Origin of the sequence: Devosia alba, from assembly GCF_039938915.1 — a bacterium.
GTDB classification, from domain to species: Bacteria; Pseudomonadota; Alphaproteobacteria; order Rhizobiales; family Devosiaceae; genus Devosia; species Devosia alba.
The window spans coordinates 1-21,803 of sequence record NZ_JBDUUI010000024.1 but is presented as its reverse complement, the minus strand read 5'-3'; the positions used below and the strand labels follow the sequence as shown (position 1 = coordinate 21,803).

General features: G+C 62.1%; 18 protein-coding genes and 1 pseudogene. 6 read left to right on the top strand and 13 right to left on the bottom strand.

Annotation, left to right across the window (positions count from 1 at the left end; all coding sequences use genetic code 11):
• Positions 1–68: 68 nt before the first annotated feature.
• Positions 69–275: pseudogene (locus tag ABFY71_RS19355) on the top strand (DUF6544 family protein); the annotation flags it as partial.
• A gap of 402 nt (positions 276–677) precedes the next feature.
• Positions 678–1,628, top strand: a complete 951-nt coding sequence (locus ABFY71_RS18165; RefSeq protein WP_347947298.1) for an alpha/beta fold hydrolase — start codon at positions 678–680, stop codon at positions 1,626–1,628.
• 520 nt (positions 1,629–2,148) lie between these two features.
• On the opposite strand, the gene ABFY71_RS18160 is transcribed toward ABFY71_RS18165, so the two are convergent.
• From ABFY71_RS18160 to ABFY71_RS18105, 12 genes are all read right to left on the bottom strand, one after another.
• Positions 2,149–3,147 (bottom strand): TonB family protein, encoded by a 999-nt coding sequence (locus ABFY71_RS18160; RefSeq protein ID WP_347947297.1) that lies wholly within the window; start codon positions 3,145–3,147, stop codon positions 2,149–2,151.
• The gene (exbD, locus tag ABFY71_RS18155) at positions 3,144–3,656 is read right to left on the bottom strand and encodes a TonB system transport protein ExbD (protein ID WP_347947296.1); all 513 of its coding nucleotides are present in this window, start codon (positions 3,654–3,656) and stop codon (positions 3,144–3,146) included. The genes ABFY71_RS18160 and exbD overlap by 4 nt, the downstream gene beginning before the upstream one ends.
• Positions 3,657–3,661: 5 nt before the next feature.
• Positions 3,662–4,636 carry a tonB-system energizer ExbB gene (exbB, locus tag ABFY71_RS18150; RefSeq protein WP_347947295.1) on the bottom strand — a complete coding sequence of 325 codons (975 nt, stop codon included), beginning with the start codon at positions 4,634–4,636 and terminating at the stop codon, positions 3,662–3,664.
• 57 nt (positions 4,637–4,693) lie between these two features.
• Positions 4,694–5,200, bottom strand: coding sequence for an RrF2 family transcriptional regulator (locus tag ABFY71_RS18145; protein WP_347947294.1), 507 nt, complete (start codon positions 5,198–5,200; stop codon positions 4,694–4,696).
• A 10-nt stretch (positions 5,201–5,210) separates the two neighbouring features.
• Positions 5,211–5,588 carry a YbaN family protein gene (locus ABFY71_RS18140; protein WP_347947293.1) on the bottom strand — a complete coding sequence of 126 codons (378 nt, stop codon included), beginning with the start codon at positions 5,586–5,588 and terminating at the stop codon, positions 5,211–5,213.
• A gap of 60 nt (positions 5,589–5,648) precedes the next feature.
• Entirely contained in the window at positions 5,649–6,284 is a 636-nt protein-coding gene (locus ABFY71_RS18135; protein ID WP_347947292.1) for a biliverdin-producing heme oxygenase, read from the bottom strand.
• Between the two features lie 133 nt (positions 6,285–6,417).
• A complete protein-coding gene (locus tag ABFY71_RS18130) occupies positions 6,418–7,722 on the bottom strand; it encodes an HlyD family type I secretion periplasmic adaptor subunit (protein WP_347947291.1) in 1,305 nt (434 codons plus the stop codon).
• Positions 7,715–9,529 (bottom strand): type I secretion system permease/ATPase, encoded by a 1,815-nt coding sequence (locus ABFY71_RS18125; RefSeq protein WP_347947290.1) that lies wholly within the window; start codon positions 9,527–9,529, stop codon positions 7,715–7,717. Before ABFY71_RS18125 ends, ABFY71_RS18130 begins: the two co-directional genes overlap by 8 nt.
• Before the next feature lie 17 nt (positions 9,530–9,546).
• The gene (locus tag ABFY71_RS18120) at positions 9,547–10,311 is read right to left on the bottom strand and encodes a hypothetical protein (RefSeq protein ID WP_347947289.1); all 765 of its coding nucleotides are present in this window, start codon (positions 10,309–10,311) and stop codon (positions 9,547–9,549) included.
• A gap of 112 nt (positions 10,312–10,423) precedes the next feature.
• Positions 10,424–13,039 carry a TonB-dependent receptor gene (locus tag ABFY71_RS18115; RefSeq protein WP_347947288.1) on the bottom strand — a complete coding sequence of 872 codons (2,616 nt, stop codon included), beginning with the start codon at positions 13,037–13,039 and terminating at the stop codon, positions 10,424–10,426.
• A 202-nt stretch (positions 13,040–13,241) separates the two neighbouring features.
• Positions 13,242–14,210, bottom strand: coding sequence for a FecR family protein (locus ABFY71_RS18110; RefSeq protein WP_347947287.1), 969 nt, complete (start codon positions 14,208–14,210; stop codon positions 13,242–13,244).
• Between the two features lie 94 nt (positions 14,211–14,304).
• Positions 14,305–14,820: an RNA polymerase sigma factor gene (locus ABFY71_RS18105; RefSeq protein ID WP_347947286.1), complete on the bottom strand. Its 516-nt coding sequence runs from the start codon at positions 14,818–14,820 to the stop codon at positions 14,305–14,307.
• Positions 14,821–15,923: 1,103 nt separating this feature from the next.
• Between ABFY71_RS18105 and ABFY71_RS18100 the strand changes: the two genes are divergently transcribed.
• The 4 genes from ABFY71_RS18100 (at position 15,924) to ABFY71_RS18085 (ending at position 21,210) form a co-directional block, all read left to right on the top strand.
• Positions 15,924–16,964, top strand: a complete 1,041-nt coding sequence (locus ABFY71_RS18100) for an imelysin family protein (RefSeq protein ID WP_347947285.1) — start codon at positions 15,924–15,926, stop codon at positions 16,962–16,964.
• Between the two features lie 204 nt (positions 16,965–17,168).
• Positions 17,169–17,465 (top strand): hypothetical protein, encoded by a 297-nt coding sequence (locus tag ABFY71_RS18095; protein WP_347947284.1) that lies wholly within the window; start codon positions 17,169–17,171, stop codon positions 17,463–17,465.
• Positions 17,462–19,015, top strand: a complete 1,554-nt coding sequence (locus ABFY71_RS18090; RefSeq protein ID WP_347947283.1) for a multiheme c-type cytochrome — start codon at positions 17,462–17,464, stop codon at positions 19,013–19,015. The genes ABFY71_RS18095 and ABFY71_RS18090 overlap by 4 nt, the downstream gene beginning before the upstream one ends.
• A complete protein-coding gene (locus ABFY71_RS18085; RefSeq protein ID WP_347947282.1) occupies positions 19,012–21,210 on the top strand; it encodes an FTR1 family protein in 2,199 nt (732 codons plus the stop codon). The genes ABFY71_RS18090 and ABFY71_RS18085 overlap by 4 nt, the downstream gene beginning before the upstream one ends.
• Positions 21,211–21,569: 359 nt before the next feature.
• Here the strand turns inward: ABFY71_RS18085 and ABFY71_RS18080 are convergent.
• Positions 21,570–21,803, bottom strand: a 234-nt coding sequence (locus tag ABFY71_RS18080; protein WP_347947281.1) for a helix-turn-helix domain-containing protein, incomplete at its 5' end; no start/stop codon positions are given.

Sequence of the window (21,803 nt, the reverse complement as noted above, 5' to 3'; positions counted from 1 at the left end):
GGGTCACTTCTCAATGACAACCCCGGGTCAGTTCCAAGCGACAATCAACAATCTAGGCACCTGCGACCCTTCTTCCCGCATCCGGTGCTCAATGGGAACAACTGGCATCGGATAGGGCAAAAGTGACATTCGGCAACGGCGCGACACAAACCGCCATTGTCATCACAATCGCTGAATCGGGACAGGTCATCGATATTGTCGCGGACCGCTGGAGCGACGCAAACCCTCAGAAGGTGTTCCAGCTTCAGCCCTTTGGCGGGACCATGGAAAAGTAAGAGACTTTCGGTGGATTCACCCTCCCCAGTGTCGTCCATGTGGGCAACCACCATGGAACCGATGACTATTTTCCGTTCTTCACCGCGCGAGTTCTCAAGGCGATCTATTGAGCCTCGCGCACACGCGGGGCGCGCTTTATACGTGGCTAGAGCCGGTTCGACGCCGCTGGCGTCGGGACGTACTCCATCCCGTTGCATTTCCGGACCAACGATCCGGCCTGTCCCGACGCCGGCCGTAGGATTCCTCGGTACCGTTCCTCCGCCAGTCGCACCAAGGGCACACCGCCGATTTGATACCGATCAAAGAACCCCGAGCCATTCCAGGCTACTCAGCTTCGAGAACTGGAAGTTCCACGCGCATTGGAGGGGTGAGTCATGGTATCTCGCAGAGCGCTGATTGGAATGGGCATCGCCGGCGGCGCACTTGCCGCGACCGGCGGAGGAACGGCGCTCGCCTATTCCTCAGCCATCAGCAAGGCGCGGGCCGCATGTGACCCAAGCCTCAGCACCGCCATTCCAACACGCTTCGGTGATCTGGAATACGCCGAGGCCGGCAGCGGCACACCACTGCTAATGATCCACGGCACCGGCGGCGGCTTCGATCAGGGATTGCTGTTCACGCGGGAACTCCTCGCCAAGGGATACCGTATCATTGCGCCATCTCGCTTTGGGTACCTTCGCTCCAGCTTTCCATCGGATCCCTCGAGCGCCAACCAAGCCGATGCCTTCGTGGAATTGCTCGACCACCTGCACATTGACAGGATCGCCGCAGCGGGTGGGTCCGCGGGTGCGCTTTCCGCTATCGAGTTCGCTGTCCGCCATCCCGACCGCTGTGCGGCTCTCGTGCCGATCGTGCCTGCCAGTTACACACCGAACAGCGAGGCGGTTACCGCCGACAATCCGCCCGAGGGCATTCCGGCGGCCATGGCGCTGCTCCGTTCCGACTTTCTGTTCTGGATTGGCACCGCGGTCGCCTCCGACCTCATGGTCAGCACGCTCCTTGCCACCGACCCCGCGCTGCTCAAGACCGTGGACGCTGCCGAGTCAACGCGCGCCCAAGAAATACTCCTCGGCATCCTGCCGGTCAGCCGTCGCGCCGATGGTCTGATCAATGACGCGCAGCTTGCCGGTCACCCGGCCCCATCGGCTCTTGAAAAGATCACCGCGCCAACATTCGCCATCTCGGTTGAGGACGACCGCTTTGGCACCGCCAAGGCCGCCCGTCACATTGCTGCCAGCGTGCCGAACGCCCGGCTGACTGTCTTTCCGTCTGGAGGTCACATCTGGCTCGGTCAAGACCGCGACCTGTTCGATCAGATCGACGCCTTCCTCATCGAGATCGGCTACGTATGACCCGTGGCGACTTGTTGGATGTGGTAGTGGCAAGTCGCCATTGGAAGCAGGCCGTCGGTTAGGAGGCGTCAACTCGCCAAGCCTCCGTCTGAAGCCCGCCGGTCGGCATCGCTATGGAGAGCTCGGCAACAGGGCTCAAAAATTGATCTGGACCAGCATGATGACCAGGGTCAAAGGCCGACCAGCAATTAGTATCGCGCCCTGTTCAACTCATTGTCCTGGGTCAAGGCCCGCGGGTCCGATCCGGCTAGAGTACCACCATCAATTCTGGCGCAGCGCGGCACTGGCGACTGCGACAAGCCGGGGGGCTCAATGTCCTATGTAACGCTCACACCGCAATCTTTGCCGACATCGCATATCTGCTGCGCCATCTCTGACAAGAAATGCGCCGAAGGGTAGTGCCGTCGACGATCAGCAGCTTGCCACCGGGCTCGAGGACGAAGCGAGAAAATAGTTCCGCGCGGCTGGTCAGAAGGAGTACGACACCTGGGAATTGTTGAGACGGCTCCTGGTTCTGCTTTCACCGCAGATCAAAATTGACCGGGACGGTTAGCATTATGGAGCGGCCGCCGATTTCAGCCGGCGGCGGCGGAACTGGCGAGGCGCGGCTGATCATCTCGAGCGCTGCCTCGTCGAGAGCGCGAAACCCCGATGACCGTACGATGCGCGCCGAGACAACCTGCCCCGCCCTGTCGATTGTGAACTGCAGATGTGGCGCTCCTTCTTCGCGCCGGTTGCGCGCATCGTTGGGGTAGCGCTTGGCGCGATTCAGGTGAGCGACGATCTGGCTCTGCCATTGCTGGGGCGAGATTGACGGGGCGGCGCGGGTCGTTTCGGTCTGCTGGGGAGCCGCCGTCCGTGGACTGGGTTGCGCCTCAACACTGCGCGGCGCCCTCTGTGCACTGGCAACCTGTGGCTGCTGCTCCCGTTGCCTCTGCCGACGGGCCAGTTGCTCGGCAAAACGTTTACGCTGCTCGGTGACCGAAGCGGGGAGCGCCACCGGGATGGGCACTGCCACTTCGGCGTCGGCCTCCAGCAGATCGGGGACAAGCTCCTCTATCGTTTCCGCCACCACCGGCTCGAGGCGTTGCTTGGGAACCACTGGCGCTACCGCATCGAGGGGTTCGATGGGCGTGGGCGTGACGGAATTTACCGGCGAACTGACCTGTTCGGGCAGTGGCTCGGGTTGCAGTGGCTCAACCGGAGTCGCGGCCTGTGGGTTTGCCGCTGCGGCCTGGACGGGCTGCTGCTGCGCCGACAGTTCACCCTCATCTGCCGCAATGTCTTCCACTGGTGGGGCAACGGCAATTTCGGCGAGTTCGATCATGATAGCGGGTGGCGGCGCGCCCGGCAGGGCCTGCGCCGTGCGCCAGTTCGAGGTGACGGTGACGAGAACAATGGACGCCGACAGCACAATCAGGGCAGCAGACGCCCAGAGCAGCACCTCGCCCCAACTCCACACGTGCAACTTCTCGCTGCCGACAGTCTCGTGCGCATGAATGGGGAAGACAAAATTCATGGCTCAAGCACAGGATTGGCCAGATCAGGAACAGGGCTGGTGGTGCCTCCTCCGGTCGGCGGCCCACCATCGGTCGGCACGCCTGAAAGTGCTTCCAAACCCACCAAGGCGATCTTGAGATAACCGGCTTCGCGCAGCAAGTTCATCACTGTCATCAATTCGCCATAGGAAACCACCTGGTCGGCGCGCAGAAATATGCGCGCCTCCTTGTCGTCTCCGGTGAGCTGGTCGAGGGCGCTACCCAGCCCGGCACGCGCGACCTCGGTGTCGCCGAGCGATAGTGATAAATCCGCCTCAACGGTAAGGAACAAGGGTTTGTCGGGGCGTGGCTGCGCCTGCGCATTGGAGGCCGGCAGATCGACATTGACATCTACCGTCGCCAGCGGAGCGGCCACCATGAAGATGATGAGCAAGACCAGCATGACGTCGATGAAGGGCGTGACGTTGATCTCGTGATTTTCGTCGAGTTCGTCGTCATCGCCGCTCGTCCGGCGGACACTCCCAGCCATCAGCGCTACTCCCCCGCCTGGGCGAACCGCGGCATCCGACCGGTTTGCTGCGGACTGTCAGGCATTGGCATGGTGCGATAGTCGAGATCCCGGCTGACCAGCCGTTCCACCCCAGCGGCGGCGTCGGCCAGCACCTGACGGTAACCGGCGATGGAGCGAGCAAAGACGTTGTAGATTATGACAGCAGGAATGGCGGCAACCAGTCCTAGTGCCGTGGCCAGCAAAGCTTCGGCAATGCCAGGAGCAACCACGGCCAGGTTGGTGGTCTGCGCCTCCGAAATGCCGATAAAGGCATTCATGATCCCCCAGACCGTGCCAAAGAGGCCGACAAAAGGGGCGGTAGAGCCAATGGTGGCAAGCAAGCCCGTGCCGCGTGCGATCCGTCGACCAGCAGCAGCGGTGAGCCGCGACAGCCGCGAGGCAACGCGTTCCTTCAACCCGGACCCATCGGCCGTATCGAGCGAGCCGAGCGACATCAGAAATTCTTCTTGGGCAGCGCTCACGAGCAGCGTTCCAGCGCCGCGCTTGGCACCAAGGGCCCGAACGGCGTCATCGAGGGTGCGCGAGTTGGTAATGGTCTTCAACGCGCTGCGAGCCCGCGTTTTCGCGCCCAAGAGCTCCACTGACTTGGCCAGCCAAATGGTCCAGGTGAGGAAGGCAGCGAAGGCCAAGCCGATCATCACCGACTTCACGACATAGTCTGCTGCCATGAACATGCCCCAGGGCGACAGATCCTCCGGCAGCAGGCCAGATGTGGGCGTAGGCTCGGCCACCAGATCTGTGGACGGAAGTGGACCAGCTGTTTCGAGCGGGGAGCCCAATACGGGATCAGCAGGCCGCGCGATGCCGCCGGAACTGTCGGCAGCGACTGGGGCGTTTTCGGTTGCCGGCGCCATGGGGATGCTCTGTTGCGCCATTGCCGGCAGCGATACGAGCGCCAGGGTGAGACTGAAAGCAATTCCGGCTATAGTGCGACGCATGGTGAGAGGTCTTTCTATGAATAGCACCGTTCGGCGGCTGTAATTAAGGGAGGGCATTTAAGGCCCTGCACCCTGTTCGTGCGGCAAGAGTGCCGCCGGCGTCCTACCAGGGGCGATATGCATGCGGCCAACGACACCCATCCGAATGGAACAGTCGAAGCAGGTCAGCTTTTCGCGCACCTTTTCACGCGCCAGGTCGGCAATGGTAAAACTTTCAAAGGTTTGCCGCACGCGTTCGGCCGCTGCCCGCGTGATCGCCGTCAACCAGTCGCCAGGCGCCTGAACGCCTCGTTCGGGCGCCTGGCGCCGATGTTCTCCAATGCTGTCCATGGCCAGGCCCAGGGTGATTTGCTCGGCGCTGTAACGCAGCCGCAGGCCGCCCTGCCGGCCGCGCACGGTCTCAATCAACCCGGACTGCATCAACCTGTGCACTATCTGTGCTGCCTGATCGCGGCTCACGCCGATGCTCGCAGCCACCGCTTCGGTCGTCGTCCATTCTGCGCCATGGCCGGCACAGACAACCAGGATGCCTATGGCGATCTCTTCGCGCCGACTGAGTTTCATCCTGATCCTCTCAGCATTGGCTGCCCCTTGTTGGTTCTGGCCGCGAGGCAACAAACCAGGCGCAGGCCAAGATTGACGCAGCGACCGCGGCCCACAGCCACAGCCCCGGATGCACCCCCAGCCAGAACAGAAGAAAGCCGATGGCCATGCCGGAACAGGCCAGGATCTTGCCGCGACGCGAGATGGCTCCATTCCGGTGCCATGCCTGCAGCGTTGGCCCGAAACGCTCGTGCTGCAGGAGCCAGGCCTCGAGGCGTGGAGAGGAGCGCGCAAAGAGCCATACCGCCAGGATCAGGAAGATCGTGGTCGGCATCAGTGGCACAAAGGCGCCAATGACGCCCAAAGCCAGCATGACCAAACCGAGAATGACATAGATGGGTTTCAGCATGATCCAATGACGAACTGTCGGCTGGGTACAGACCCTGGCCGGTTTGCCGTCAACCCTCCTTCAATCCGTTGCGGTGGCGAAAAAGCGCTGATCGACAAAGCTCAGGACCCGAGCAAAAGCAATATTCGCCCCCATAATCACCCGCTCCTCGTCCTGAGGGGCAAGAGCAATGGCGTCCAGTGCCGCGGTAAAGGTTTTCCAGTGCAGGCCGCGTCCTTCCGGCGCTGGCGCCAGATGCCGCGCGCCAAAGCTCTCTGACAATTCGAGCTGCCGGGCCGCCTTGAGCAGGAACGCGGCACCAAGATTGGAGCCTTCCGCGACATAAAGCCAGCCCAGGGCATCGGGCGTGTCGATCAGGCGATCCAGCGCGGGTTCTTCCTTGGCCGGCACGTCGAGGCCCAGATCGCGCAAATCCTGTTCGATCAGCGCCAGTCGATCGCGCCCACCGAAGCCCGGCAATAGGTCAGCACGATCTGCAAGGTGATAAAGCGGGCTGACGATGGTGTGAAAGTCGTGCTGGACCTGCAGGAACAGACCATAGCGTTCCCGGCTCTCGAACGGCCGGCCGGCCATGATGCGACCGTCGAGCCGCTCATGGGTCGCCTGCGTGCCGGCCTTGAGGCGGGACCATAGTCCGCCCTGCTCCAGCGCTGGTTGAGCGATGTCGGCCTGCCTGTGGAGTGTGGATACGTCCATGATTTCATTCCTGTCAAATGGAGGGGCCTTGTCGGCCCAGGCATGCGTTAGTGATAAGACGAGCCGGGCGAGCATATTTTCACCCGCATGCCAAAATGGCGGATACCGTGGTGGGGAGGATGGTCCTGGGGCATCATTCCTCGCGGAACGCCCGATTGAGCTGGTCGGCCAGTGGCTTGACCAGGTAAGACAGTACAGTGCGCTCGCCGGTCTGGATGAAGGCCTCGGCGGGCATGCCGGGCATCAGGGTCAGGGCGCCCAGCCGGTCCAGTTGCTCCTTGGCAATGTCGATGCGCAGGCGATAGAAGGCCGCACCTGTGCGCTCGTCGATGGTCTGGTCGGCGGCGAGACGGCTTACCGTGCCCTGCAGTTCCGGGGTAGTGCGCTGGTTGAAGGCGGACAGTCGGATGGTGGCCGTTTGACCGAGATGCACCTGGTCAATATCGCGTGGCGAGACCTGCACATCCAGCGTCAGCCGCTCATCATCGGGCACGACCAGCATCAGGACCTGGCCGCCACTGATCACACCGCCCACAGTGTGGACTGCCAGCTCGTGGACCACCCCGTCCTGCGGCGCCGCGACATCGATGCGCCGAAGTGCATCTTCGGCGGCGATGCGGCGTTCACTATATTCGCCGATCTGTGCCTGCACTTCGCGCAATTCGGTGCCCACCTCGGTCTTGAGGTCGATATCGACCTGCAGGATCTGCAGTTCGGCCTCGGCGATATGCCCGGCGACCTGGGCCTGGTTGGCGATTGCCACGCCGCGATCACCCTGCAACGCGGCGGCCTCTCGCTCCAGCGTGTTGAGCCTTTGTAGCGAGACAAGATTACGCGCGTAAAGCGATTGCAGCCCCTCAATCTCCACGTCAAGCGCCGTCAGCCCGCGCTCAATCGCCGCTTGCTGCGCCGCCAGTCCTGCGGTTTCCGAGTGGTATTGGGCGATGCGTTCGCGCAGCTGCGCCTTCATACCCTCCCGGGTCTGGGCCCGGAAGGCGAAGAGGCTGGCCTCGCTGGCCATGGCTCTGGCCACACCGGTATCGTCGCGTTTAGCCAGAAGCTCGTTGGCAAAGTCCAGGGCAGGACGCTCGTCGCGCTCCGCCTCCAGCCGGGCCTGGCGGGCGAGCAATTCGCGCAACTGTTTGACCACGATGGCAAGGCTGGCGCGAGTCTGGGTAGCGTCGAGACGGAGCACCACATCGCCGGCCGCGACGCGGTCGCCTTCGCGCACCAGCAGCTCTCCGACAACGCCGCCATCGGGGTGCTGCACCTGCTTGACGCTGGATTCAACGACCAGCGTGCCGACAGTCACCACGGCGCCGGAAATCGAGGTTGCGGTGGCCCAGCCGCCCACGCCAACGACAAGCAGCAATCCGGCGAGCCCTCCCGCCATCACATGGCGCCGCAGGGAAAGGTTCAGTGCCTGCGCGTCAGTCATGGCCGGGCTCCGTGCTACGGCCGACTTCAGGGTCGGCCATGGTTGCATCCTGATTGACCACCACGCGCAAGGGATTGACCATGCGGGCTCCCGAAGTGCCGGCGCCGGCGGTCTTGATCACCTGTTCGAGAACCGCGTCACGCGGGCCGAAGGCGCGGGCGCGACCGGCCTCCATGACCATCACCATATCCACCGCGCTGATGGCACTGGGGCGGTGGGCGATGACGATGGCAATGCCGGAGCGCTCGCGCTGATGGGCGATGGCGCGGATCACGGCAGCTTCGCCCTCGGCATCCAGATTGGCATTGGGTTCATCCAGTACCAGCAGGAAAGGGGCGCCGAAAAGCGCCCGCGCCAGTCCAATGCGCTGGCGCTGGCCGCCGGAGAGCCCTGATCCGTCCTGGCCTATCGGGGTTTGGTAGCCCAACGGCAGGCTGGTGATGAAATCATGGGCGCCAGCAGCGCGGGCGGCCGCGACGATTGTTTCGGCGGCAGCATCCGGCTGCAGGCGGGCGATGTTGTCGGCGATGGTGCCCTCAAACATTTCAGGCGATTGCGGCAGGTAGCCGATATGCCGGCCCAGGTCGTCGGGATCCCATTGATCGAGCGCCGCGCCATCCAGCCGGACATGGCCTCGGGACGGTCTCCACACGCCCGTGAGCGCCCGGGCCAGGGTGGATTTGCCCGAACCGGATGGGCCGATGATCCCCAAGGCGCTACCAGCGGTCAAGCGGAACGAGATGTCGAGGATGGTCGGGGTCTGCGCACCGGGCGGCACAATGGTGAGGTTCTCGGCCCGAAGTTCCTGCGCTGGAGTGGGCAGCGCCAGACGCGTCTGGTCGTCGATAAAGCTGGGCATGAGCTTTTTGAGGCGGGCCCATCCCTGTCGCGCGGCAACGAAAGCCTTCCACTGGCCGATGGCGGAATCGACTGGTGCCATTGCCCGGCCCATCATGATCGAGGCTGCGATCATCACGCCGGCCGAAGCCTGCTGCTCGATGACCAGAAAGGCACCCACTGCCAGAATGGCCGATTGCAGTCCTTGCCGCACCGCACGCGACAGGCCCGACATGGAACCGGCAAGATCGCCCGAGGTGCGGCCAGCGGCCAGATAGCTGCCATTGATATCACGCCAGCGGCCAGCGATTGCCCGCTCCATGCCCATAGCGCGAATGGTTTCCGCGCTGCGACGTGCGTTTTCGGTGAGGCCCGCGCGCAGCAGACCCTGTTCCATGGCCTGCCTTGCGGGGCGGCGAGCCGACAGATCGGTGATCAGGGTTAGAGCGACCATGATGATGGTGCCCGCTAATGCCGTCACGCCAATCCAGAAGTGAAACAGGAAGCAGATGCCAATATAGACCGGCATCCAAGGCAGATCGAGAAAGGCGCCGGGACCCGGTCCGGCAAGGAATACGCGTACCGCGTCGAGATCACGGAGCGGCTGTTGGCCATCCCCTGACGCGCGGGTCATCAGGGGCAGGCGCATGATGGATCGCAGTACCGCAGCGCTGAATCGCAGGTCAAAACCTTCCCCAAGTCGCAGCAGGATCCGAGCCCGTAAAGCGTCGAGCAGCGCCTGAAAACCGAAGAGCCCGGCCGCGAGGACGCAAAGCGCCATAAGAGTGGGCAAGCTGCCACTGGCAAGCACCCGATCGTAGACCTGCAACATGAATAGCGGACCATTGAGCGCCAGCAGGTTGAGCAGGACGCTCACTAGCAGCAGGGATAGCAGGACCCCTTTCAACGGCAGGGCGGCGGCCCCGGCATCACGCCGGGGTCCCTCCCCATGCTGGCGATTGGCCACCATGATTTTGCCGTGCTCGCCTAGAACAGGAAGTCGGCAGCAGAGACATCGCTAGCGGCGATACCCTCAAGCAACACGCTATTTGAGCCATAGTAGACGTAGCTGTCCGATCCAGAAGCATACACTGTCAGATCGCCAAAGCTCGCGGCACCCCAGTCGCGAACGTCCAGAGTGTCAGCACCGTCCTGGAAGCCATAGGTGCCCGTCCCGCCTGCCCCGATCGTGTCGTTGCCGCCAGACAATACGAAGGTGTCTGCGCCAGCGAAGCCGGTCAGAATGTCGGAGGCGGAGGTGTCCTCAATCACGGCACCCACCGACGCCAGATAAGTGTAGAGCCCGGCAATCGAGCTGTTCACGGTGAACTGATAGATTGCGTAGTCAAATGCCGCCGATGGATTGCCGGCATCGGGATTGATGACTAGATCCTGCTGCGACAGGCTGATGCCGCTTGAGGACTGGCTGTAGCCGGTGCCGAGCGTAAGTGAACTGACCGTCCCTACGAGGTCATTGGGAGCAATCTCGCCGGGATCGGTGAAGTCCCCATCGCCATTGAGGTCGTGACCGTTGAGATCGTACTGGAATGAACCTTCGATGACGACGCCCTTGTTGCCGCTCTGGCCGGCACCCCAGGTGTCATAGTCATTGGCACCATTGCTGGGATTGGTGACGAGCCCAGGCGTGGCTCCGTAGAAGGCACCATAGTTCGTGCTGAACCCGCTGGCCCAGCTGCTGAGAAAACTTACCAAATCCGACGAGGCGTTGGTAAGTTGGATAGTTGCAGTCATGATGAAACTCCTGATTGATGGCTGTTGAAGGGTACCCGGCAATGCGCCGGGTGGCTCTCCCGGCCGGGCGTGCACCCGGCCGGGAACAGGGCTGTTGGCGACAGGGTCGCCATCAGAATTTTATGTTCATCGATCCAAGAACGGTTCGACCGGGCGCCGTGTAGCCGCCCGAGGCCGGTACATAGCGGAGGTCGGTAACGTTGTTGACCGCCAGCCGCAGGCCGACATTGTCGCTGACCTGATAGGAGCCGTAGAGATCGAGCGTCGTATAGGCCTCGGTCGCTTCCTGCAGCTCACCCTCCTTAGATAGAGCCCGCGACAGCGTTGGCGTCACATGCGTGACGCGCGCACCCAACTGCAGTTTTTCTTCGAACAGCCGCACCCCACCATCCAGCGTCAGCTTGAAGCGAGGCGGGACGTTGCCGGAGGTGGCGCGAATGCTGCCATCGGAAACGATGACGCCATTGGAGACGATCTCGGCGCTTGTCGGCCACTCGGTTTCAAGCCAGGTCGCCGAGCCGCCGATCCAGAAATGGCGAGCGTCGTAGTTGCCTTCGATCTCAAGCCCACGCATTTGGGTGGTTCCGGCGAGATTGACGAAGCCCAGATAGTGCTTGCTGGTCACGCCCGGCGCTACGATATCGCCGAGCACGATATAGCCGTCGATTGCCCGGCTGAATGCGGCAAACTTCAGGCGCAGGCTATCGTTCTCGATGAACAGGCTGTCCAGAGCGACATTGGCGCCGGCCTCCCAGGTACGCGCCTGTTCTGAGCGCAAGGACGTGTTGGGGGCGTAGGCGTCTCCCGGCGCATCACTCGGCGGGCCACCGGCAAAGAAAGCTTCCAGAATGGTCGGTGGGCGAGCGCTGTGGGAGTAGCTGACATAAGGTTTGAACCATTCCACCGGTTCGAACTCCGCGGTGACGGAAGGCAGAAGAATTCCCTCGGCACGGTCGATACGCAGCACATTGGATCGATAGTAAGCGGGAGTACTGAGGGGGAATATCTCTGCACCGGTGGGATAAAACTTGTCACCGTGGCCTTCGCCCATGTTGGCCAGCCACAATGCCTGAAGGAACGGTGGAGCGCCCGCCGGATTTTCCCCCCGGCTGTCCCGCCACGCGTATTCCGTTTGTGCCGCCGTAGCAAAACGCGGAACGGCAGGCTGCAAGTTGTAGTAGGTCGGCGACCCTTGCAGCCTAGACCAGTCGTAGCGTAACCCGCCCGACAGTGTGACCCAGTCGGCCGGCTGCAGTTCCGCATTGGCAAAGGCACTTGCCACCGTCCGCGCGCCGGGCGGGCTGAAGGCAGTGTAGCTGCTTTCCCAGGTAGGGTTGGCGGCAATGCTCGTGCTGGTGGCCGCGGCCGTCGCATTGTCGCGAAAGGCTTCGACGCCATAGTTGAGCGTGAGTGGCCCTGCAGCTGTATCGAGCCGGCTGGTATTTTCCAGTGACCCACCAATGCTCAGCGTCGCGACGTCGGTCGTCGTCTCGGGCGCTTTGATGACGCCGCCGCCCAGATTGCGCTCCTCGCGCACCTCCTTGTTACTCATGTTGTTCAGCCACAAGCGAGCTTGAAGGTCGACCAAGTCGTTATCCGAAGGGCTCCAGTTGACCTGACCGGAAACGCTGTCATTGACCACCGTCTCGAAATTTGAAAATCCGGCGGTCTGATACTTGAAGGCGCTGTCCTGATGCATCCATGACAGAGACGTCCGTGCATCGCCGAAATCGCCTTCGAGCTTGAGCAGGGAAGACCAGTTCTGGCGTCCCCTGAAGCTGCCGCTGGCAGCAATTGTCCCGTTCATACCGCCCTTGTATTCGTCAAGGTCCATGCCGCTCAGGCCGGCGGTGACGCTGAAGGGGGTATCGGCCAACCGTATTGCGGCCAATATGGAATCCTGGCGATTGTACGCATTGGTGCCGCGCGTCAGGTCAATCTCGAGGCCATAGCTATTGCCGTCGGCAATCAGGTCATTGGCGCCGATGGTGCGAAAATTGACCGATCCGCCGAGCGAACCGGCTTCGCCTGACGAGGCGCCAGGGTTCTTGTCCACCTCCACGGTCGCGATGAAAGCGCTATCGACAAAAGCCTGCCCGGAATTGGACTGATAGCCACTGCTGCCATTGCCGAAGCCGCGCTGGGCGTTTTGTTGCGCGCCGTCGATGGAGATGAGGACGCGGCCCGAGTCCTGCAGGCCGCGGATATTGGGGGAGACCGTCGGGAAGCTGCCATTGCCTTCGCCGGAATAGACGCCGGCCACGCCGCTCATCAGGTCGCGCGCGTCGCGCACCTGCATGTTCTGGATCGCCTCGCGGCTGACCACGCTGACGCTTTCGGGTGACTCATAGACCCAGTCCGGCGTACCCTGGAAACCGGAGCCGGTAGCGGCGTTCTGCACCCAGGCGGTGACGTCGATGGTTTCAAGAACGATGGAGCCGTCATAGCTCATCGCCGCCGCAGTGGGATCGCTGACGGTGATCGTATTGGTGCCAGCATAGCTGTAGACCAGACCTGTCCCCACCAACAGGCGAACCAGCGCCGCATCCACCGCGATTGCCCCCGAGACGCCAGGGGAAACCTGCCCTGTTGCCAGCGATGGAATATAGGTTACCTGCATGCCCGACTGGCGCCCAAACTGCGCCAGCGCCTGGGCCAGCGGGCCGGGCGCGATGTCGAATGTGGTCTGCACCTGCTGGGCCAGGCTTGTTCCAGCAAACGCAATCATGCTGGTCGCTATCGCCGTTGAAACAGCCAGAACGAGACCTGTCACTCTGGCTCGAAAGGCCAGCCTGAAATTCGCGCGGATACGCCACATGCCTACTACTCCGTTTGCACTTCCCAGGCCTCGGCACTTGTTTGTGCCGCTGAGCCTCTGAAAGGTAAAACGGATGGCAGGCGCGTATTTTCTATAATTATGAGTGTATTTATCAGATTATTGAAATGACGGTCATCCAAGGAGAAATCTGCCGCACCTTGCCCCCATAGGGATGCACCACCGCCTCGATCGCCCCTAGAGGGTCCCGCATATCGAAAACACCGCTGATCTCAAGAGCACCAAGACCCGGATCGGCAATTAGAATGGCGCCCGCCTGCCACCGATTGATCTGTTCAACGATGACGCTGACCGTCCCGCGCTCGACGACCAGCAGGTTATCCCGCCAGGCGGCAATCTGGCCGGTATCTCGCTGTCCCTTGCCAACCGTGCCGCCGGCAAGGTCCAACGACAGCCATTGCCCCGATTGCAGAGTCTCGAAATCATGTGACGGTACTCCCGCTCCTGCGGCAATCCCCACCCGGCCGTGATCAACCGATATGGTGGTGACGCCCGCTGCCATGACGACATCAAAAGCCGTGCCGAGTGCGGTGGCGGTAGTTGCCCCCGAGCGGACACTGAAAGGCCGGTTTGCATCGCCCGCCACATCAAAGAAGGCCATTCCGGTAAGCAACTCGATACTCCGGGCCTGCGTGGAATAGTCGATACTGATAGCACTCTCGGGCCCCAGGGTCGCCACACTGCCATCTTCTAGCGGGAAGCGGATAATATCGGCGGTGGCCGTCATGAAATCAGCCCGTGCCTGCAGCATCAGGCTGGGGCCAAAGGTCAATCCGGCAACTATCCCGGCCAGTCCTATCGTGCCGCCCGCCAGCAGGGCGCGGCGTGTCAGTTGCCGCGCCTGGGCTTGCCGCGACACGCGTTGGCGTCCCAGCAAGATGTGGCCCGTCATGCTGTGGATGTCACGCGCCTCCTGCCAGGCGGCCTCATGATGGGGACTTCTGGATCGCCAAGCGCGAATGAGGTCGGCCGTTATCGGGTTTGTCGGATCTCCCTGCAGGCGGATGACCAAGTCAAGCGCCTCTTCCCAGAGCAGGTCTTCTTCGCGTGGTGTCTCAGTCATCCGCTTTCCGTCCGGCACGGTGTGTCGGACAACCAGTCCGCCGCAAGCGCCTACACCATAAAACGAGTGGCTGGACGAAATTTTCTGCTTTAGCTCAATTCAGAGCATCATTTTCATGAAGGCGGGCGCGAATGTGACGATAGGCATCGCGGATCAAACCCCAGGTCCGGGTTGTAGACAAACCGATAATCGGCGCAATCTCTGCCAAGGTCTGCTCTTGAAGCCGATGCATTTCGAAGGCCCGCCGGGTCCGCTCTGGCAGTTCCAGCAGTGCTTGCTGAACGATTGCCAGCCGCTGACGGTCATAGACGATGGTGTCCACCGCAGGGGACGGATCTGTGAAGGCGTTCAGAAATGCGTCGGATGTATCGGCGCGCGGCATCAGCCGTTCTCGGCGCGCATAATCCACAGCGAGATTACGGGAAATCTGGAAGAGATAGGCACGCGGATTATCTGCTTCAGCTGTTCGTCTTTCCAACGCCCCCAGCAGTCGGAGAAAAGTATCCTGAGTCAGGTCCGCTGCGACTTCCGATGACATCCCGCGCCGTCGCAAGCCGCGATTTATTTCTGCGGCGTGGCGACGGAACAAGTCGTGAATATCCCAGCTCATTCACGACATCTCGCAACATACAGTACGCGCAGACCTCCTGTAGTGCCTTCAGGGGACGTCGGTTCGCCGCGGCTATGCCACGAGCGTTCGACCGTAACGCTGCATCCCAGAGCTCCAATCGTCGCTCGTTGGCCAGAAATGCAGATTGTGTAGCTCAAGGCATAGTTCCAGGGTGCATTCGCGGACGGCCTGAGTAATTTAATATGACTCATTTTATCATATTAAATCAGTCGGGCTTCATTGTCGATAGGGTGGCTGAGTCTCGGCAAGCTGTTCCCTCTCGCCCGGTCTGCCGGGATCTCGACCAAAGCTAAGGTTACTTCCACGGTGGCGAGCGACCGGGAATGGCGGAACCCAACAGTCCACGTCGGATCGCTTTCCTCACCACCGATCCCCCGGGTGGACATGAGTGCGGCCTGCCCTCAAGCGCAGAGTTGCGCCGACGTCGACGTCGGCATTTCAACCGGAGACAGCTGAACCAGCGGAATAGAACCAAACGCGACCTCGACGAGACAATAGTCTCCGCAGCTTGTCAGACAGACGCCGGCGGCCGATGAGCTGGAGACCATTGGCGGTGATAGTGCCGTTGCACCGGACAAGTCCAGCTCCAGTCGGGAACCACGGAGCGAATACGCAATCTCAGGTCCTTCCTAGGCCTTATTCCCAGCATCTGGCCGCTGAAGGCTCGACAATTGTCCTTTGGGGATCACTGCTCACACCGGAGGAGCACGAAGACTAGCGCCGTCCGAGGTTCCCGAGGCCAAACCATATATGGTTGATGCTGTAGCCTCCGACACAAACTCGCCGAGCGTCAGGGCGCTGTGGGTGCGCAGCGAGGCACCCAGGTTGGTATATCCAGCACTCATGACGGGCAATCACCGCCCAGGGTGACACCCGACCACCCTATTGAAAGTTTGCGTCGAATGGCAGCCGACATCAACCCAACTTGCCTTCTGCCGAGTGTACAGATCTCGTTTCCAAAGGTTGTCCAGTTTGAGCTACATCAAAGATAACTTTTTTAGTCAGGAATAAATCGAACGAAGCGACCACCCAGTTTTCAATTCCAAAGCCTCACCAAAGCTATCAAGAAAGGAAGCCTTCACATGCTCCGGATCACAACCCTTATCGTCGCCTCACTTCTGGTCACCGCGGCCCCTGTCTGGGCGCTGACAGAGACCGAAGGGCTGGCACAAGTGAAGGCATTCACGCTCGAACACAATGCACGCCTGGTCATCGAGGCGCAGCGTCTGCGCGATACTGTCATCGACTACACAGGGAGCATCGCGGTCCATGGCGGCGATTATGCTGCGGCCTGGTCTGCCGAAGGGCCGGCACTCGCGGCCCTGGTGACCAGCATCCGGGCTTCCTGGCTTGCTGCTTCGAACCAATACGAGACCATTGAGGGCATCGTCGCGGGCATCCCTTCGCTTGCGCATTACGACCTGATCCTGGACGCGGGCAACCCCGGTTCTGCGGACGAGGATATCGCTGAATATGACCTGACCCTGCCTGACGGCACCGTGCTGGTCCGTCCCGGCAGCCTGTTTCATTCGATCTCCGAGCCGCTGTTCTGGGGCACCGATGCGGCGCATGCCCGGCAGGCCGCAGACCTCAACGACGATGGGCAAATCGGTGCAGGTGAAGTGCTGTTCGACGCCAATCTCGCGCTTGGCGCCGCGAACGGGTTGGTCAAATGGTCTGAAAGACTTCTGGCAGACATGGAGGCCTGGGAACCCAATCGCGACGACGCCTTCGCCGCCGTGATCACGATGACCCCAACTGTCGGCGACTACTTCAGCGAGTGGAAAGAGTCGCAGTTCCTTGGCGGCGAATCTGCAGCCTTCGTGGCACAAAGCCGCTTGGTCGACGTGCTGGGTATCATGAGCGGTTGCCAGCGCATGTATGTCAATGCAATTGCGCCAGTGGTCGCCACTGACGATCCCGCGCTGGATGCCTCGATCGCGGCAGCCTATGAAGAGCTTCTGTCGCTTGTCAGCGAAACCCGCACTCGGGAAGAAGCGGGTGACCAGTTCACAGTCGAGGAGGCCGATGCACTGGGCAGCGAGGCGCAGGATATCGCCGAGCGGATCGTGGCGCAGGTGCTTCAGACGGCAGCCAAGCACGGAGTCAAGATCGGCGGGTAAGTGGAGATGCCCTACCAAGGAGCCCTGAGCCAACCCGCCGTTTTGACCAAGACGACAGAAAGCCGTCCCCACCAGCAATGGGGCAGTCTACGTTCCGCCGCCCAGAGTGCCCTCGTCGCGGCCCTCGCCGCCAGCGGCCTGTGGCTGTGGCTCCAGCCGAGGGCCGAACCTGTTCTATGGGCGCACATCGCAGGAGGCAGCGTGTTGACTGCCGCCCTCGCCCCATGGCTCATTCGGCACATCCGTGCCGCTCTCGCCAAGAGCCAGCGACGCCTGTTTACCCAAATGTCCTGGGGGCTGTTGGCAGTTTGGGTAGCGCTCATCTTTTCTGGACTCGCGATGTCGGCACCCGCCCTGTTTTGGTGGGTCGGTCGGCTTTGGTTCCCCGCCGGCGAGATAAGCGCCGCACTCTCGCTCGTGCATTTCTGGACCGCCTGGATAGCGGTGGCCGGATTGATCCTGCATCTGGGGATACGACACTGGAAGACGGATCAGAAATGAGGTTCAAGGCCCAGCTACGCTATCATGCCAGGCCGCTCGTTGCGGGAGCAGCCGCAGCGCTTGCGGGCCTTGGCCTCTGGGCAGCCTTCTCGCCGGAGGCCGACCCGGTCGGCATACCACTTTCGACCATCCCCTTCTATCAGTTGCCTTTCGGTCCGGATGCTAAGGGCACGGATCGCCCCTTCTTTCCATCGCTCCTGCAAACCGCGACGGGGCTTCTAAGCGACCCCGCTCGACTGCCTTCTTCGGCTGAATGTGCGACCTGCCATCAGCAGGAGTTTACCGAATGGACCGCCTCGCTTCATGCCGTAGCCGACCGGGATCTTATTTATGAGGCAGCAGTCGAAGCCAACGAGGACAGCGTCCACAACCCCGAGCAAGGCCGTTTCTGCGAAGGCTGCCACGCGCCAAACGAGATGCTGGCGGGGCGAGTGAACCGCTTTACCTCGGTTGCGCCCGCCGACGCATTGACAGAGGGCGTCGCCTGCATTTCCTGCCACACCGCTGTCCATGCCGACCCTGAGCGCGGCAATGGTGCGGTCACTTTGGCCTATAACCGCGCCGAGGCTGAGCGTGACGGTCCCCAGGGGGCCGCACTTGTGGCCGATCCACGCGCACATCGGGCAGCCTATGGGGCGCAGGATACTACCGCGCTGATGAAAAGTGCAGATCTGTGCGGTGCGTGCCATGTCGAGATCTACGACCATACCATGACCCGTGCCAGCACGCCGCAGACCGTGCAGAGCACCTACCAGGAATGGCGGGACAGCTGGTATGCAAGGAACGACGTCACCTGCCAGGACTGCCACATGGCCGCCGACCCGGCCGCGCAGGTGATGGCGCTACGCCGTGGAGAGACCGCAGACCCCGAACGCTATTCGCATCGCTTCGTCGGCGCAAACCACGTCATGACTGATACCAGTCTCGGCGACGTCCTGACAATCCTGCGTGGCGGCATCCTGCCTGGGATGAACGGTGAGACTACCAATGCCACGCTGGTCGAACAGGCTCGCCAGACCGAAGCCTTCCTGCGGACAGCGGCAGGGCTGGAGTTGCGTTCTGTTATTCGCACGGACAGTGGGATCGTTGTCAGTATCGCTGTGCAGAACCTCGGTGCCGGGCACAATCTGCCTACGGGCGTCAACGATCAGAAGCACATGTGGCTGGAGGTCATTCTGAGCGATGGGGCCGGACGCACGCTCTTCCGCTCTGGTGGCACAGCCGAGCGGCTAGGCGTGGAGGATCCCGAGGCGGTGACCTGGATCGAGCATTTCCTCGACATGGATGGTGAACGAATTAGCGATCACATGACCTTTGATACCGCCGCAGTAGTCTGGGTGCGCGATCCAATACCCGCCCGCGGCGAGCAGGTGGTCAGCTATGATGTGGCGCTGCCCCAGCCTGCTCAAGGCGCACTGCACATGCAGGCACGGCTTCTCTACCGTGTCGCCCTTCCGGACCTAGTCTACTCCAGCCTGCGCCGCAATTTCCCACTGCCGCCCTTTACTCTGGCCGAGCTTTCGGTCGATCTTCCCGAGGCGAAGAATTGAAGCCCCTCCTGCCATTGCTGATCCTGCTGCTGCTCGCCCTGCCCTTACGTGCCGAAACGCCCTGGGGCGCGGCGGAGATCATCCGCGCGGAAACGGGGCGGATCGAACGGTTACTCTACCAGACCCGGACACCGGATCGGGTCAGGCAGATCACCGAAAGGATCGCACGGATGCGAACGGCGTGGGAAGCGGCTTCGGGCGCCTTCGCCGATGGCGATACGGAGGCGGTGACCGATGCGCTGACCGCCCATTTTCAAAGCGCAGCCGCCGGCGATGCACCCGCCACGGCACGCGCGCGAGAGCGCCTGTGGGCGGAAATCCTGATCGTAGCGCGGTCCGGGCTCCTCGCTGCAATCACCGCCGGCGATGCCCAAGCCGCAACCAGTTGGCTAACAGTCCGCGACTATGCACGCGCATCGGGTGATACCGCTGCCTCGCTTGCAGTGCAGGCGCTTGGCGAGGGAACTTTGTCGCCCGAGGCCACTCGTAAAACCGTCGAAGCCGAGCTTTTGACCGTTGGCACTTCCGAATTGCGTCTGGCTCTGACCCGAGCCACGGAGGACTCGAGCAACGGCCATGCTACCCAATATGCTGGCGAGCTGGGACGGATTGAAGGAATGGTAGCCTACCTCCAAGACAACCTTGCCACACATCTTGGGGCGGAGGGTATAGCGGCACTTGCCGCCGACCTCGCCCGCGCCGAAGGCGATCCCTCCGCGATCGGGGCTATCGATGCGCGGCTTGCAAATTATGTCCCGGTCGCGCTCGCCCCCGACGAACTGCAGCGCCGGGCGCGCCTGCTGCGGCGGTTCACCGCTATGGTCTGGGAGGAATATCGAGACGGCGTGCGCGACGGCGAGGTCCGCCAACCAATGGAATATAACGAGGCGCGAATGTTCCGCAACCGCGCCGCCATGATCATGGGCGATCTGGCGCCACAGATGGCTGACTCTGAGGCCGCCAGCCGGCTTGCGGCTCTGCTGGCCGAGGCTGACGGCCTGATGGCAGCGCGCGCTGACGGGATCGAACTGCTGATAACCGAGGCGCTTGCCGCAATTGACGTGCAGTTTGGCACCGGCAAAGAGGACGCCCGGGCGGCGGTTGCCTTCGATGCACTCAGCGCGGCGCTCAAGGAATTGCGCTTCGTCGCCCAATCTGGCGATTGGGACGCGGCGGAACTCAGGCGGCTGGAAGCCTATTCCTGGTTTGACCCCGATATAGAGCAGCATCTCGTCCCCCGAGCGCCAGTGATGGCATTGAGACTCGAGGCTCGCTTCTGGGAAGGCAGTGCAGACCGGCCCGGCCTTGGTACGCTGATCGCCCGGCATGCAGACGACGCAGTATTTGCCGCCGAGATCGAGGGAATCACAGCCGATCTGGCCGAGGCACGCAACAGGATCGAAGCGCGTCCGACCGCAGCCGGAACGGCGCTGCAATCGGCCGGAATCATTTTCCGCGAAGGGCTGGAGGCCGTCTTGATCCTCGCTGCGCTTCTGGCCGCGCTCAGGGCCGAGGGCGTCGCGCCCGCCCGCTTTCGCACCCCGATCATCGGAGCGGTCACGCTGGCATTTCTGGCCAGTTTGACGCTCTGGGCTGGCACGCGCTGGCTGATCTCGATCTCAACGCTGGCACGAGAGGCGCTGGAAGGCGGCACAGCGCTTCTGGCAGCTGCAGTCTTAGTCTGGATTGTTATGGGCCTAACCTTGGGGGGCAGCCATGTCTCCACCTTCCGCGCCCGCCTTGCAGGGGTCGCAAGCCCGATGACGGTGGGCCTGCTGGCCTTCCTCGTGGTCTTCCGCGAGGGTTTCGAGACAGTCCTTTTCTATGAGGCGCTACTCATCGATGCCTCGCCGGGCGCTATCCTGGCAGGGCTTCTTGCGGGCGGCGTGGCGGCGCTTGCCGTAGGTTGGGCAGTGCTTGGCTTTGGTCAGCGCCTTCCACTGCACCTGTTCTTCCAAGCAACAACATTCCTTCTCGGCGTTCTGGCGGTAATACTGGTGGGCGCGGGCATCCGCGGGCTACAGACCGCCGCACTCATCAGTGCCAATCCTGTTGGGTGGTTTCCCGATACCGACTGGTTGCAGCTTTGGTTCGGCTTGTTTCCCGTGGCCGAGCCGCTGGCTGTGCAAGGCTTGGTGGCCGTCTTCATGTTGGCCTTGCCGATCCACCGCTGGGTAGGTGCACTCCGCAACTGAATCGCCGGCAGAGCTTTCATGCTCCCCAAAGTTTCACCAGGTCCAAAAATCCTTGACTCGGCAATCGCATCAATAGCGGGAACACTAGGCGGCAATCGCAGCCATCGTAGTGACAATATGCATGGGTGCTCGTTCTCCACGAAAATTGGGAGCGTGTCGGTGACACTCCAAGCGGGCGCGGCGATCGGCATCTGTTGTGGAAAATTCAACGTCGGCCAACGCCGGCAAGCAGCAGCACGCACCGCAGATCTAACATCGGCCCTGTCTGGCAATAGACGCTGATTTGCCCATGTACGGGGCCATGAGGCGCGCAAACGTGTAAATGCATCGAGTCATCTGCTCGGACAGGCAAATTCGTGCTATTCAACGGCGCCTCCTGCCAGGGCCTGCAAGCTCGCGGCATCGCGTACCAGCAGCTTCTGCCGGCCGCCCATGACTAGTCCCTTGGCCTCCCTGGCACTCAGGATGCGCGACACCGTGTGCAAGGTGGTGCCGGTCATTTCGGCGATGTCCTGCCGCGAAATCGGGAAATCGATCAGGATGCCGGCGCTCTCGGTCTTGCCCGCCTGGATGATCAACCGGAGCACGGCGTG

Excerpts from the sequence above, each read along its gene's own strand:
- ABFY71_RS18165 (WP_347947298.1), top strand. The coding sequence starts at position 678 with ATGGGCATCGCCGGCGGCGCACTTGCCGCGACCGGCGGAGGAACGGCG.
- ABFY71_RS18160 (WP_347947297.1), bottom strand. The coding sequence starts at position 3,147 with ATGAATTTTGTCTTCCCCATTCATGCGCACGAGACTGTCGGCAGCGAG.
- exbD (WP_347947296.1), bottom strand. The coding sequence starts at position 3,656 with ATGGCTGGGAGTGTCCGCCGGACGAGCGGCGATGACGACGAACTCGAC.
- exbB (WP_347947295.1), bottom strand. The coding sequence starts at position 4,636 with ATGCGTCGCACTATAGCCGGAATTGCTTTCAGTCTCACCCTGGCGCTC.
- ABFY71_RS18145 (WP_347947294.1), bottom strand. The coding sequence starts at position 5,200 with ATGAAACTCAGTCGGCGCGAAGAGATCGCCATAGGCATCCTGGTTGTC.
- ABFY71_RS18140 (WP_347947293.1), bottom strand. The coding sequence starts at position 5,588 with ATGCTGAAACCCATCTATGTCATTCTCGGTTTGGTCATGCTGGCTTTG.
- ABFY71_RS18135 (WP_347947292.1), bottom strand. The coding sequence starts at position 6,284 with ATGGACGTATCCACACTCCACAGGCAGGCCGACATCGCTCAACCAGCG.
- ABFY71_RS18130 (WP_347947291.1), bottom strand. The coding sequence starts at position 7,722 with ATGACTGACGCGCAGGCACTGAACCTTTCCCTGCGGCGCCATGTGATG.
- ABFY71_RS18125 (WP_347947290.1), bottom strand. The coding sequence starts at position 9,529 with ATGGTGGCCAATCGCCAGCATGGGGAGGGACCCCGGCGTGATGCCGGG.
- ABFY71_RS18120 (WP_347947289.1), bottom strand. The coding sequence starts at position 10,311 with ATGACTGCAACTATCCAACTTACCAACGCCTCGTCGGATTTGGTAAGT.
- ABFY71_RS18115 (WP_347947288.1), bottom strand. The coding sequence starts at position 13,039 with ATGATTGCGTTTGCTGGAACAAGCCTGGCCCAGCAGGTGCAGACCACA.
- ABFY71_RS18110 (WP_347947287.1), bottom strand. The coding sequence starts at position 14,210 with ATGACTGAGACACCACGCGAAGAAGACCTGCTCTGGGAAGAGGCGCTT.
- ABFY71_RS18105 (WP_347947286.1), bottom strand. The coding sequence starts at position 14,820 with ATGAGCTGGGATATTCACGACTTGTTCCGTCGCCACGCCGCAGAAATA.
- ABFY71_RS18100 (WP_347947285.1), top strand. The coding sequence starts at position 15,924 with ATGCTCCGGATCACAACCCTTATCGTCGCCTCACTTCTGGTCACCGCG.
- ABFY71_RS18090 (WP_347947283.1), top strand. The coding sequence starts at position 17,462 with ATGAGGTTCAAGGCCCAGCTACGCTATCATGCCAGGCCGCTCGTTGCG.